The organism is Alloiococcus sp. CFN-8 (genome assembly GCF_049943125.1).
Lineage (GTDB): Bacteria > Bacillota > Clostridia > Clostridiales > Clostridiaceae > JAEXZL01.
Window position 1 is genome coordinate 2,163,559 of record NZ_CP188040.1, and the last position, 13,397, is coordinate 2,176,955.

At 37.8% G+C, this 13,397-nt stretch carries 14 protein-coding genes and 1 other annotated feature; of the genes, 11 read left to right on the forward strand and 3 right to left on the reverse strand.

Annotated features, from left to right (window positions below; genetic code table 11):
* Positions 1 to 306: 306 nt before the first annotated feature.
* On the forward strand, positions 307 to 1,209 hold the full coding sequence (hag, locus tag ACPWSR_RS09920; RefSeq protein ID WP_426348080.1) for a flagellin Hag: 903 nt from the start codon (positions 307 to 309) through the stop codon (positions 1,207 to 1,209).
* A 194-nt stretch (positions 1,210 to 1,403) separates the two neighbouring features.
* Positions 1,404 to 2,390, forward strand: a complete 987-nt coding sequence (locus ACPWSR_RS09925; RefSeq protein ID WP_426348081.1) for a glycosyltransferase — start codon at positions 1,404 to 1,406, stop codon at positions 2,388 to 2,390.
* 63 nt (positions 2,391 to 2,453) lie between these two features.
* Here ACPWSR_RS09925 and ACPWSR_RS09930 read toward each other — a convergent pair whose 3' ends face one another.
* Together ACPWSR_RS09930 and ACPWSR_RS09935 are read right to left on the reverse strand one after the other, a co-directional pair.
* Entirely contained in the window at positions 2,454 to 2,705 is a 252-nt protein-coding gene (locus tag ACPWSR_RS09930) for a hypothetical protein (RefSeq protein WP_426348082.1), read from the reverse strand.
* Between the two features lie 133 nt (positions 2,706 to 2,838).
* On the reverse strand, positions 2,839 to 4,014 hold the full coding sequence (locus ACPWSR_RS09935; RefSeq protein ID WP_426348083.1) for a class I SAM-dependent rRNA methyltransferase: 1,176 nt from the start codon (positions 4,012 to 4,014) through the stop codon (positions 2,839 to 2,841).
* A 266-nt stretch (positions 4,015 to 4,280) separates the two neighbouring features.
* Positions 4,281 to 4,523 (forward strand) — a binding site (T-box leader).
* Between the two features lie 73 nt (positions 4,524 to 4,596).
* Here ACPWSR_RS09935 and ACPWSR_RS09940 point away from each other — a divergent pair.
* The 8 genes from ACPWSR_RS09940 to ACPWSR_RS09975 all read left to right on the forward strand — a co-directional run bounded on the left by ACPWSR_RS09940 (position 4,597) and on the right by ACPWSR_RS09975 (position 10,931).
* Positions 4,597 to 5,559, forward strand: a complete 963-nt coding sequence (locus tag ACPWSR_RS09940; RefSeq protein ID WP_426348084.1) for an ABC transporter substrate-binding protein — start codon at positions 4,597 to 4,599, stop codon at positions 5,557 to 5,559.
* A gap of 24 nt (positions 5,560 to 5,583) precedes the next feature.
* Entirely contained in the window at positions 5,584 to 6,498 is a 915-nt protein-coding gene (locus ACPWSR_RS09945) for an ABC transporter permease (protein ID WP_426348085.1), read from the forward strand.
* Positions 6,491 to 7,285, forward strand: coding sequence for an ABC transporter ATP-binding protein (locus ACPWSR_RS09950; RefSeq protein ID WP_426348086.1), 795 nt, complete (start codon positions 6,491 to 6,493; stop codon positions 7,283 to 7,285). Before ACPWSR_RS09945 ends, ACPWSR_RS09950 begins: the two co-directional genes overlap by 8 nt.
* Before the next feature lie 202 nt (positions 7,286 to 7,487).
* Positions 7,488 to 8,342, forward strand: a complete 855-nt coding sequence (locus ACPWSR_RS09955; RefSeq protein ID WP_426348087.1) for a sensor histidine kinase — start codon at positions 7,488 to 7,490, stop codon at positions 8,340 to 8,342.
* Positions 8,343 to 8,451: 109 nt separating this feature from the next.
* Positions 8,452 to 8,961, forward strand: coding sequence for an NfeD family protein (locus tag ACPWSR_RS09960; protein WP_426348088.1), 510 nt, complete (start codon positions 8,452 to 8,454; stop codon positions 8,959 to 8,961).
* 26 nt (positions 8,962 to 8,987) lie between these two features.
* Entirely contained in the window at positions 8,988 to 9,992 is a 1,005-nt protein-coding gene (gene floA / locus ACPWSR_RS09965) for a flotillin-like protein FloA (RefSeq protein ID WP_426348089.1), read from the forward strand.
* Positions 9,993 to 10,005: 13 nt separating this feature from the next.
* Positions 10,006 to 10,188 (forward strand): hypothetical protein, encoded by a 183-nt coding sequence (locus ACPWSR_RS09970; protein WP_426348090.1) that lies wholly within the window; start codon positions 10,006 to 10,008, stop codon positions 10,186 to 10,188.
* A complete protein-coding gene (locus ACPWSR_RS09975; protein WP_426351374.1) occupies positions 10,188 to 10,931 on the forward strand; it encodes a LytR/AlgR family response regulator transcription factor in 744 nt (247 codons plus the stop codon). The genes ACPWSR_RS09970 and ACPWSR_RS09975 overlap by 1 nt, the downstream gene beginning before the upstream one ends.
* Before the next feature lie 45 nt (positions 10,932 to 10,976).
* Here ACPWSR_RS09975 and ACPWSR_RS09980 read toward each other — a convergent pair whose 3' ends face one another.
* Positions 10,977 to 11,210: a hypothetical protein gene (locus ACPWSR_RS09980; RefSeq protein ID WP_426348091.1), complete on the reverse strand. Its 234-nt coding sequence runs from the start codon at positions 11,208 to 11,210 to the stop codon at positions 10,977 to 10,979.
* Positions 11,211 to 11,406: 196 nt separating this feature from the next.
* Between ACPWSR_RS09980 and abc-f the strand changes: the two genes are divergently transcribed.
* Positions 11,407 to 13,332: a ribosomal protection-like ABC-F family protein gene (gene abc-f, locus ACPWSR_RS09985; protein ID WP_426348092.1), complete on the forward strand. Its 1,926-nt coding sequence runs from the start codon at positions 11,407 to 11,409 to the stop codon at positions 13,330 to 13,332.
* Positions 13,333 to 13,397 lie beyond the last annotated feature (65 nt).

A 13,397-nucleotide genomic window follows, 5' to 3' on the forward strand; every position in this document is an offset into this window, starting at 1 on the left:
TTTATAATCATTTTGTAGAGAGTAAATCTTTCTAGCTATGGATACTAATTCATGAGTATTTTTTGTAAGTTATATATAGTGTTAATAATAAGATATTGCTTTTTAAGAGCCGTATTATGTAGATATTTTAATTTATTATATAAGTTTATTATTAATAATAAAAAATGCTATAAAAATATGAAGGTTTCTCTTAAGCTTAAAAAATATCCTTCGAAATATTAAGTACAAGGTAAAACTTGTAAGCTTAAGCTTATAAAAATCTAAAAGGCAAGGATGCCGAATTAAAATTCAAGGAGGAATTTTATCATGATTATTAATCACAATCTTAATGCTATGAATGCTCATAGAAATATGGGAATCAACAACACAGCTTCTGGTAAGGCTATGGAAAAGCTTTCATCTGGTCTTAGAATAAACAGAGCTGGAGATGACGCAGCAGGTCTTGCTATCTCTGAAAAAATGAGAGGACAGATAAGAGGTCTTGATCAGGCTTCAAGAAACTCTCAAGATGGTATATCATTAATCCAAACTGCTGAAGGAGCTTTAAATGAAACTCACTCAATTCTTCAGAGAATGAGAGAACTAGTTGTTCAATCCGGTAATGAAGGAACTCAAGAAGATACAGACTTACAAGCAATACAGGATGAAATAAATGAATTAAATGATGAATTAACTGGAATAGCAAATAGAACTGCATTCAATGGAAAGAGTCTTTTACAAGGCAATTATGAAGGAAAAATTCAGATTGGAGCTAATGCAAATCAGGTTCTTGATCTAACAATTAATTCAGGTAACAAATTAGATGCTGATGGAGACCCTGTTCAAGATGCTGATGGAAACGATGTTATGCTTGGATTTAGTGCAGAAGATTTAGGAGTTAGTGCTGTAGATGTAAATCCTGCGACTGCACCAGTTGCTGGAGCCCCTAGCACTCATGACGCTAATCTTGCTCTAGTTGATGCGGCTATAGCTAGCACTTCAGCAGCTCGTTCCAAGCTTGGTGCTAACCAGAATAGACTTGAGCATACTATAGCTAACTTAAACAATGCTTCAGAAAACTTAACTGCAGCTGAATCAAGAATAAGAGACGTTGATATGGCTAAGGAAATGATGAACTTCTCAAAGAACAACATCCTTAACCAAGCTGCTCAGGCTATGCTTGCTCAGGCTAATCAACAGCCACAGAACGTTCTTCAATTATTAAAGTAATTAAACCTTAAGAGTCGGAAGCTTCCGGCTCTTTATTTTTATATAGGGAAGCTTATTTAAGTTTTGTTCCTAATGATATGTAGCTTTCCATCTTTACTATTCATATAAATGTATAAGAACCTCACTAAGCTTGATGTAAACTTCTATCAAACTCTTTGATGAGGTTAATTTTATATATTTAATAGGAGATAATAATGGAAAATGTTATAAAAACAAAACTTGAGGAAAGTAATGGCAGTATAGAGAAAAAGAAAATTGCCTTTCTTGTAAAGGAGGGGTTAGATAGTTTTTTGGGAGAAATAATTGAAGGGTTATCTAAGGAATATGAGGTTAGAAAAATAATAGCTACTACCTATAATCATATTTTTGAGGGAATGGAATGGGCTGATATATGCTGGTTTGAGTGGTGTGATGAGCTTTTGGAATATGGGAGTAAGCATCCTTTAGCTGAGGAGAAAAAAATAATATGCAGGATTCATGGCTATGAGGTTTATAGTGAATTAATAAAGCTGCCCCAGTGGAATAAGGTCGATGATTTGATACTGGTAGCACCTCATAGGAGAAGGTTATTTTTACAAAATATAAGAGGGATAAAGCTTGGAGGACTAAGAACCCATATAATTTACTGTGGGGTTAATAGTGATAAATATCCTTTGAACAAGAAGAAGAAGGGGTATAACCTTGGTTATTTGGGTTTTATCAATTATGTTAAGAATATTCCCTTAACCCTAGAAATCTTTAGAGAGCTCCATAACAGGGATGAAAGGTATAAGCTTTATATAGCTGGTAAGGTTCAGGATTTAAGGACCTTTGAGTATATTAAGTATTTCATAAAAGAAAATCATCTTCAGGACAACTTTGTCTTTGAAGGCTGGAAGGACCTAGAGGGCAAAAAAGACTTTTTGAAAAGAATAGATTATATGGTGATATCCAGTATAGATGAAGGTCTCTGTTATGCTGCTGCAGAGTCTATGTGTAGTGGAATTAAGCCAATACTTCACAATTGTGAGGGTTTAAAGGCTCATTATGGTAAAAAATATTTATTCAACACCATAGATGAGGCAGTAGCAATGATAGAAAGTGAAGAATATGCTTCTGAAGAATATAGAAGCTATATTGAAGAAAACTTTTCTCTAGATAAAGAGCTGGAGGAAATTAAAAAAATAATTACAAGATATTAAAGTCATGAAGCTATTTATATAATAAAAGGTTCCAAGCTAATTAAGCTCTGGAACCCTATTTATTTATATTTTTTTCCTTAAAGCTAAAATAGCTACAAAGCTCGCTGACATAGAGAAAAGATAAATACCTAATTGAAGGGAATCATGTGGTTTAGGTATAGAGACTGTAGAAATTTCTTCAGTAGCTGCCATATAGCTGTTACTCCAAGAATTATCCTTAGGCTCTAGAGCCGTAGCACTTCTTAGTGATGATATATTAAGGAAGAAGGCTGTGAAAGCAAGAAGTAACAGAAGTTTTTTTGCTTTTCTTCTCATGATAAATCTCCTTTTATATTTTATTTTCTCTGTTAACAGAACTATTATAGAGGATATTTATTATCACTACCACAATAAAAATAAAAAATGAACCTAGTAATATGTGGGTTAAGCACATACTACTAGGTTTATATTATATCACCTGGAAAATGAAGAATTTTAAGTAATAAGACTCATCAGAACCCCAGAGTATTGGATGATCTGAGGATTGAGTTCTAAATTCCACTTGTCTAAGCTGTCTTTTTGCATCCTTTGCTGCTGCTGCTATGGTCTGGCGAAGAAGGTCCTCCTTCATGTAGTGGGAGCAGGAGCAGGTGATGAGATAGCCACCTTTTTTCACCATCTTTATTCCTCTAAGGTTAATTTCCTTATAGCCTCTTTTTGCACCCATTATGGTATCACGAGACTTGGTGAAGGCTGGGGGATCTAAAATAACTACATCAAACTCTCTACCTTCACGAGCCCATAGAGGAAGAACATCGAAGGCGTTGTGTTTTTCAAATTTTACCGTATCCTGAAGGTTGTTTAGCTCTGCATTTTTAGTAGCCCAGTCCACAGCATGCTGTGACACATCTACACCTAGAACAGATTTAGCTCCAGCTATTCCAGCATTTAAAGCAAAGGAGCCGGTGTGGGTGAAGCAGTCCAAGACTGTCTTATCCTTGCAGATTTTATGGATAGCTTTTCTGTTTTCCTTTTGATCCAGGAAGAAGCCGGTCTTTTGTCCTTCTGCCAGGTCTACAAGATACTTTACTCCGTTTTCTGTGATAATCACATTTGTATCAAAAGGCTCTGTAAGGAAGCCTTTTCTCTGCTCTAGCCCCTCCAGCTCACGGGTACCTATATCGCTTCTTTCATAAACTCCCTTTGCTCCATATTCCTCCACAAGAAGCTTAACAATTAACTCCCTATATCTATCCATCCCTAAGGTGGATATCTGAATCACATAATAATCCTCATACTTATCTATAGTGAGCCCAGGAAGAAAATCTGCTTCTCCGAAGATAAAGCGGCAGCTAGAGGTGTCAATAACATCCTGTCTGTAGCTCCAGGCTTCCCTGAAGCGTTTCCTAAAGAAATCTATATTTATTTCCTCGTTAATATCCCTTGTCATTATTCTTATGGTCATCTTTGAAGCATCATTGATATAGCCCTTACCTAAGAATTCCTCCTTAGCACTATAAACCTCAACGATATCCCCATTAGTATATTCACCATCATAGCCATCTATTTCATCAGTATAAACCCAAGGATGGCCTTCCTTGAGATTCTTTCCTTTTCCACTATATAAATAAAATTTGCAGGACATATAATCCTCTCCTTTGTTATTGAAAAATCCTGTAAAAATTATAGCATAAATAAAAATAAGTATATAGCTTTCTATAATTTATCCCTCATGGAAAACTTTTTATTCACCAGAAATACATAGAAAGTTTACTTTTAATTGCTAAAGTGGTAAATTTAATGAGCAAAATAGGAAAATGTAAACGTACCGTCCTGTGGATAATTCTGAAAAATTTAAATAATTAATAATATTCTTGACACATTTTGTGATGGCGAGTAAAATAATCAATAAATAAAGCAATGACCAAGAAAAAGTATGGCTTTGAAAGCTTTCAGAGAGCTGCCGGCTGGTGTGAGGCAGTAGTGAGTAAAGGTTTGAAGTTCTTTTTGGTAGCTGCACACTGAAAGGTTATAGTAGGCTGTGACGGGAGCGACCGTTATATCGCGGAACAATAGTTGTTGTTTATTAAGGTCTATCTCCGGAAGGGTATAGATGAAGCAAGGTGGTAACACGGTTATTCAGCCGTCCCTGTAGTTGTACAGGGGCGTTTTTTTATAACTAAATATATTTATTTTGTACTTTATATATAAAAAAGGAGTGGTAAAAATGAAAAGATTAAAAAATATAACAGCAATTGCACTGTCTCTAATAGTACCAACAGTTATAGCCGGATGCTCACAAAGTGGTGGTAAGAAGGACGGTACCTATACCGTAGGAATAGTTCAGCTAGTAGAGCACAATGCCTTAGACTCTGCTACAGAAGGATTTCAAGATGCTCTAAAGGAAAAGCTTGGTGATAAGGTAGAATTTGACTTCCAAAATGCTCAGGGAGAACAGACCAATGCAGCTACCATAGTAACCAAATTTGTTAACGATGGTGTTGATTTAATCATGGCAAATGCTACAAATGCTGTTAAGGCAGCTCGTGAGGCTACCTCTGAGATTCCTATAGTAGGTACCTCCGTTACAGATTATGTTGAATCAGGTCTCGTAGCCTCCGATGAAAAACCTGGTGAAAACCTAACAGGAGCTTCTGATAACAACCCCGTGGAAGTTCAGGTAGAACTAATGGGAGAGCTTGCTCCTGAGGTTAAGACGGTAGGTATAGTTTATTCCTCCTCTGAGGAAAACTCAAAGATTCAGGCCGATGAAGCTCAGGCTGCCTTTGAAGCTAAGGGCTACACCGTTAAGCAGTATACCGCTGCCGATTCTAATGAGCTACAATCTGTTGTAACTGCAGCAACCGCTGAGGTAGATGCCTTTTATGAGCCAACAGATAACCTAGTAGCATCTAATATGGAAATAATAAAAAATGTTACAGTACCTGCGGGCAAGCCTGTTATAACGGGAGAGCAGAGCATGGCTGAGGTTGGAGGTCTTGCAACCTACTCTATAGACTACTATGACTTAGGCTATGAAGCAGGACTTATGGCTCATGACATCCTGGTTAATGGAAAGAATCCAGGAGAAATGCCTATATTCCATTTTGATACAAGCAATCTAAAGCTTTATATAAATGAAGAAATAGCAGGGGAGCTAGGAATTACCATTCCTGATTCTCTTAAATAAAGAACTAAATTTGGAGGAATTAATATGAACGTAACTGCACTATTAAACTCATTACCCGGTTCCATAGCTCAGGGTCTTATCTGGGGAATAATGGCCTTAGGATTATATATTAGCTACAAGCTGCTAGATTATGCAGACCTTACGGTGGATGGAAGCCTATGTACCGGAGGTGCAGTAGCGGCTATATGTATAATAAATGGTGTGAGCCCATGGATAGCTATTATATTTGCTGCCTTAGCTGGAATGGCAGCAGGAGCTATAACAGGAATTCTCCATACAGCTCTTGGTATACCAGCTATTTTATCTGGAATATTAACACAGCTTGCCTTATACTCCATTAACATGAGAATAATGGGAAAGGCAAATATAACCGTCAGTGTAACAGAATATGATCTTCTGGTGAGTATAAGATATAATAACAAATCTATAATCATAGGTGTTATTTTTGTAGCTGCTCTAGTAGCATTGATGTACTGGTTCTTTGGAACTGAGCTTGGTTCTGCCTTAAGAGCTACAGGAAACAATCCCAATATGTCTAGAGCTCAGGGAATAAACACTAATGTAATTAAGGTTTTAGGATTAACCCTTTCCAATGGTTTAGTAGGACTTTCTGGTGGCTTATATGCACAATATCAGGGCAATGCTGATATCAATATGGGGCGTGGTGCAATTGTTATTGGTCTAGCTTCCATAATAATCGGAGAGGTCATCATAGGTGCAAGGAGAAGCTTTGCTGTAAAGCTAACCTCTGCGGCTATAGGGTCAATTATCTATTATATTGTAATAGCAGTTGTTCTTTGGCTGGGGCTTTCGACACAAGATCTGAAGCTCTTCTCAGCAGTGACCGTAGCAGTATTTTTGTCTATACCTTATATCAAGAGTAATTATAAAGGAAGGCTAGCATTAAATATAAGAAGGGAGGGAAGGAGTAATGCTTAAGCTAACAGATATTTGCAAGACCTTTAATGGTGGTACAATAAATGAAAGGATAGCTCTTCAGGGAGTAAATCTTACTCTGTCAGCAGGAGACTTCGTAACGGTTATCGGAGGCAATGGAGCAGGAAAATCCACCCTTCTTAATGCTGTAGCAGGTACCTTTTATGTAGACAGTGGAAAAATAACTATTGGAGAGCAGGAGGTAACAGGACTTCCTGAATATAAGAGGGCAAAGCTTCTAGGAAGGGTCTTTCAGGACCCCATGCTGGGCAGTGCAGCGGATATGTGGATTGAAGAAAATCTTGCTCTGGCTTATAGAAGAGGGGGGGCCCGTACCCTTCGCTGGGGGATATCTAAGAAGGAAAGGGAGCTTTATAAGAATCTTTTAAAGTCCTTGGACTTAGGCCTAGAGGATAGATTAACCACAAAGGTAGGCCTCCTGTCCGGTGGGCAGAGACAGGCACTAACCCTATTGATGGCGACCTTAAAAAAACCGAAGCTTCTCCTTCTGGATGAGCATACCGCTGCCTTAGATCCTAAAACAGCCTCCAAGGTTCTAGAAATATCTCAGAAGATAGTGGAGGAAAATAAGCTTACTACTCTTATGATAACTCATAATATGCATGATGCCATTGCCTATGGTAACAGGCTTATCATGATGGATGAGGGTAAGATAATTCTAGATATAAAAGGAGAACAGAAGAGAAAGCTTACGGTGGAGGAGCTTCTCCATAACTTTGAAAGAACCAGCGGAAGGGTCTTTGATGATGATAGGGCTTTACTGGCATAGTGCTTAAAGAATAAGAAAGCAGAGCAAACAAAGAAATTTGTAATTGCTCTGCTTTGTCTATTTATATAAATATATTGGAGCTTAATGGAATTATCTGCTTAATTGCCATACTACTATGTTATAATTTTATTATGAGATTTTATTTTGCCCTGATAAGAAGTAGACTATTTAGAACTATTTTTATTATTAAAGAGGAGATTATATGAAGAAGGTTGACATAGACATAGGAAGAAAAATAATCATTGGCTCATTGGGAGTAAATGTACTTCAGATTGCCCTTATCCTTTTATTAATCATTAACAGTGGTTCCCCTGAGAATTTAAAAAGCTTCAGTGTACTGCTGTATATTTTAGCTCTAAGCCTGGCTATTAACAGCGCTTGCTCTATAGCAAGCCTATATTTTATTATGTATAACCGTGGAGAGAAGCAGGGGATGGTAGATACCATTAATCAGCTTCGGGAGCTCAACAAAACCATAAGAGCACAGAGACACGATTATTTAAATCATATTCAGGTGGTTTATGGGCTTTTAGAGCTTAAGGAGCCTGAGGAGGCCTTAAAATACATGGAGCCTGTGTACAAGGATATCATTAAGGTTAATAAGGCATTGAAGACCTCAGAGCCTGCAGTTAATGCACTTCTTCAGGCTAAGCTGGCTATCGCTGAGGAGAAGCACATAGATATGGAGCTTTCCATAACCTCGGAGCTTAAGGAGCTGCCTATTACCTCCTGGGAGCTTTGCAGAATCCTCGGAAATATACTGGATAATTCTATCTATGCCCTAGAGGAAATTAAAGCAGATAAAAAGCTCTATCTAGAAATTAATGAGGACATGGCAGGCTTTGGTTTTTCAATAGTTAATAATGGACCGAAAATTCCCGGGGAAATAATTGATGATATATTTAAAGAAGGCTTTACCACTAAAGGGAATAAGGGAGAAGGTATGGGACTTTACATTGTAAAGGAGCTGCTAGATAATTATAAGGGTAAGCTGAAGGTAATTTCTGATGCGGGGCACACGGAGTTTAATGTATTTCTTCCCAGGAATACTCAGTAAAAATGACATTTCAGCTTCTTAAATGTATAAATGGGAGAATATCTATTATATCTATCTATTGATCAAGCTATACTTGTATTATAGTAAGTGAATATAGGAGGTGGAAATAGTGGATTGGATAGCTTTTTTTACTGGAGTAAGTACCATTGCCATGGTGCTCTTTATTGCAGGCTTAGTTCTAGTAACCATTGAAATGTTCATACCAGGCTTCGGGGTTGCAGGTATAACTGGTGCCATATGTCTCATTCTTGCGGTGATATTTGCTGCAGATAATATCGTTGAAGGTATTATATATATGCTGATAGTCCTGGTGATTTTAAGTATACTCTTTGCAGTGGTATTAATGTCTCTTTCTAAGGGGAAAATGAAAAAGACCCTAGTACTAAATGATGAGCAAACTAAAGAAAAGGGCTTCATAAGCTCAGCTGATCTAGAATATTTTATAGATAAAGAAGGAACTGCTCTTACGGATTTAAGACCCGCAGGAAGGGCTGATATTGACGGCTTAAAGCTTGATGTGACCTCCGATGGAGAATATATCTTAGCAGGTTCTCCTATTAAGATATTTAAAGTAAATGGTAGTAAGATTATTGTTCAAAAAATAAGGAATAATAATTAGGTTAATATGAAAGGGGTTAAATTGTTATGAATGGCATGGAAGGTTTAGTTAGTATTATTATTGTTGCTGTTGTAGTTATCTTTGTTTTTTCTATGTTTATGAGCTTTGTTCCCTTGGGTCTTTGGATTTCAGCTCTAGCAGCAGGAGTAAAGGTTAGTATATTCAATCTTATAGGTATGAGACTTCGTAGAGTTGTACCTTCTAGAATTATTCTTCCTTTAATCAAGGCAAATAAGGCAGGTATGGATGTGAATGCCAATCAGCTGGAAGCCCACTATCTTGCTGGTGGTAATGTTGATAAGGTTACGGATGCACTTATTGCAGCACAGAGAGCTTCTATCGATCTTCATTTCGAAAAGGCTGCAGCTATTGACCTTGCTGGTAGAGATGTATTAGAAGCAGTTAAAATGAGCGTTAATCCTAAGGTTATTGAGACTCCTAATGTATCAGCGGTAGCAAAGGATGGCATAGAGCTTTTAGTTAAAGCTAGGGTAACTGTTAGAGCAAACCTTGAAAGACTTGTAGGTGGTGCTGGTGAAACCACTATACTTGCAAGAGTAGGTGAAGGTATTGTAACAACTGTTGGTAGCGCTGCTGCACATAAAGAAGTCTTGGAAAATCCTGATAAGATATCACAGACAGTACTTGCTAAGGGCTTAGACGCAGGTTCAGCCTTTGAGATTCTCTCCATAGATATAGCTGACGTAGATGTAGGAAGAAATATAGGTGCCCAGCTTCAAACTCAGCAGGCTGAAGCTGACAAGAAGATAGCTCAGGCTAAGGCTGAGGAAAGAAGAGCCATGGCTGTAGCTAAAGAACAGGAAATGAGAGCAGAGGTTGTAGCAGCAGAGGCAGAGGTGCCAAAGGCTATGGCTCATGCCTTAAGAGAAGGAAAGCTTGGAGTTATGGATTATTATGATATGAGAAATGTTATGGCTGATACAGATATGAGACAATCGATATCAAATTCAGGCAAGCCAAAGCAAATGATTCAAAATGAGAAGGATAATAAGCCAAAGGATTCCATATAGGAGCTGATATTCCATGAGAAATTACGATAAAAGTGCAAGGGATAATGAAACACAGGAAAAGGGTTATATTGATGGGCTTTTAGAGGATTTAACTAGCAGCAGGCTTCAAAGAGCGTTTGTACTCAGTGAAGTTTTAAATAAGCCTGTTGCTAAAAGGGAGAAATCCAGGAGAAACTATCTAAGGAGAAAGCCTTGATGCCTTTAAAGGTGCTTATTGTAGATGATGAGCCTGGAATGAGGCTTGTTATAGAAAAGACTGTTGAGAAGCTTAAGGGTTTTGAGGTTATTGGAGGAGCTGCGAGTACAGAAGAAGCCTTGAAGCTCTTCTATGCTCAAAGACCGCAGGTGGTTTTCTTGGATATTGAGCTTCAGGGAAGCTCTGGAGTTGAATGTGCCGAGGAGATGCTTTCGATAAACCCTAAAACGATGGTAATTTTTGCTACGGGGCATAATGAATACATGCCTCGTGCCTTTGAGCTTTATGCCTTTGACTATATCATTAAACCCTTTAAGATAGAAAGAATTCTAAATACTCTAAACCGCATCAAGGATATCACCGAGGAAAAGAGAGAGGTTAAGGTAATAGAAAAATCTAAGGCTTCCATTGCTTTAGATAAGCTGGCCATAAAAAATAAAGAGGGTATAACCTTGATAGATCCCTCTGAAATTATCCTTATTCAGAGGGAAGAGAAGTCTACAGTAATATATACCTCTAATGAAAGAATATCCACCTCTGACTCTTTAGGGGATATTCAAGAGAAGCTAGACATGACTAAGTTTATGAGAAGCCATAAATCCTATATAATCAATGTATCTAAAATTAACAAGATTTATCCCTATGGTCGATGGACCTATGTGGTAAAGTTTAAGGATACAGAAATGGATGCCCTATTGACCCATGAGAATTACTCTGAATTAAAGGATATTTTTAATCTTTAAATAAGCGGGCAGAACTCAGTTTTAGAGTTCTGCCCGCTTTATTATTTAGAGCTTGCCTAACATATCCTTAATTATATCAACCTGATCTACAGAAACGTGAAGCTTTTCTGATATTAGTCTGCTGTCTAAGCCTTCGTGGAGGGCTTCTTTAACAGCTTGAAGCTTATCTGTATCGGTTATTATATCCTCTACTATAGCGCTGTCCTTTTCTGGAACAGCTTTAAGATGGTTCTCTAGCTTGTCATAGAGCTCCATTTCCTTTAATTTTGTCCAGGGCATAGTAACTTCTCCTCTCTTAAAAACCTGTGGTCATTACTTACCTATAGTTTAATCACAAAGATGTTTTTTATTCTTAAAACATTTATTGCAAAATTTATTTAATTTTAGAAGTAAGTAGCTTAGGACAATGACCTTTGATAACTTTTATGCTAATATGTTAGTAGTAAAAAACACATTTACAAAGGAAGGAATTTATATGAATATAATTTCTCTTGAAAATATAAGCAAAAGCTACAGTGAAAAGACTTTAATAGATAATATATCTTTAGGCATAAATGAAGGGGATAAAATTGGAGTTATAGGAGTAAACGGAACGGGAAAGTCTACCCTACTAAAAATAATTGCAGGTCTAGAGACCAGTGACAGCGGTACCATGATAAAGACAAACAATGCCAGGGTAGAGTATCTATCTCAGGATCCTCCCTATGAGGAGACGGCCACGGTTCTTCAGCAGCTCTTTAAGGGAAGCTCTCCAGAGCTAACTCTTATAAGAGAATATGAGGAGGTTTTAGAAGCCTTAGAAGAGGTAGCTATAGAAGAGCAGGAGGCTCTTAATAAAAGACTATTAAGACTACAGGGACAGATAGATAATCAAGGCCTTTGGGATCTGGAAAGTGAAGGTAAAAGCCTTCTTACAAAGCTTGGGATAACGGAGTTTAAGGCGAAAATGGGCACTCTCTCTGGAGGACAGAGAAAGAGAGTAGCCTTGGCCTCTGCTCTAATAACTCCCTGCGAGCTTCTTATACTGGATGAGCCTACAAACCACATGGACAATGATACTATTGAGTGGCTGGAGAGCTATTTAAACAGTCGCAAGGGAGCACTGCTCATGGTGACCCATGATAGATATTTTTTAGATAGAATAGCAAATAGAATTGTTGAGCTCTACAGTGGTGGTCTTTATAGCTATGAAGGCAACTACACAGTATTCCTAGAAAAAAAGATAGAAAGAGAACAGCTGGAAGCAGCCATGGAGGATAAGAGGCAGAACCTTTTGAGAAAAGAGCTAGCCTGGGTGAGAAGAGGAGCTAAAGCAAGGACTACAAAGCAGAAAGCAAGGCTTCAGCGCTTTGATGAGCTATCTGGGAAAGAAGTAATAGAGAAGCCCCAGGATGTAGAAATGAGCTCCTTAAGCTCCCGTCTGGGAAGAAAGGTGGTTGAAATAGAAGGTCTTTCAAAGGAAATGGGAGGAAAGAAGCTTTTAGATAATTTCACCTATACCCTATTAAGGGACGATAGGATTGCTATCGTAGGACCTAATGGAGTAGGTAAATCTACCTTTATGAAGCTGGTTGCAGGTGAGCTAAAGGCTGATGCTGGCCATATAGATATAGGAGAGACTGTTAAGCTAGCATATTTTTCTCAAGAAACCTCTCATATGGATGAGGAGATGAGGGTCATTGAATACGTTAGAGAAGAGGCAGAATACATACAGGTTTCCGATAGCGAGAAAATATCTGCCTCCTCCTTATGCGAAAGATTTTTATTTGACTCTACCATGCAGTGGACTCCTATAGGAAAGCTATCGGGAGGAGAGAAAAGAAGGCTTTATCTCCTTAGGATATTGATGAAGGCTCCTAATGTGCTTCTTTTAGATGAGCCCTCCAATGATCTGGATATAGAGACCCTTAAGATACTTGAGGATTACTTAGATGGCTTCAAGGGTGCAGTTATGGTTGTATCCCACGATAGATACTTTATGGATAGAATATGCAATAAGATTTTCTCCTTTGAAGGTCAGGGTAGGGTTAATGTCTTCTATGGAAGCTATGAGGATTTCTATCAGGAGAAGCTTATAGAGGAGCAGGAGAGAAAGCTTCAGGAAAGACAGGAAGATAGTAAAAAGAAGAGTCAGCCTTCGGAAGAAAAGAAAAAAGATAAGCCCTTAAAGTTTACCTATAAGGAACAGAAGGAATTCGAAGAGATTGATGGGGTTATTGCTGCTTTAGAAGAGGAGATATCTAACCTTGAGGAAGCTGTAGAGAAGAATTCCACTAACTTTGAAAGGCTTCAGGAGCTTCTTACTGAGAAGGAAGAGAAGGAAGCTTTACTTGAAATAAAGTATGGAAGATGGGAATATCTAAATGAATTAGCTGAAAAAATAGCAGCTTCTAAAAATTAATTGTAATATAAGCTCCCTGGGATAAATATGTATTAATAAGTCTTTATAATCAAAGCTAGGGAGTC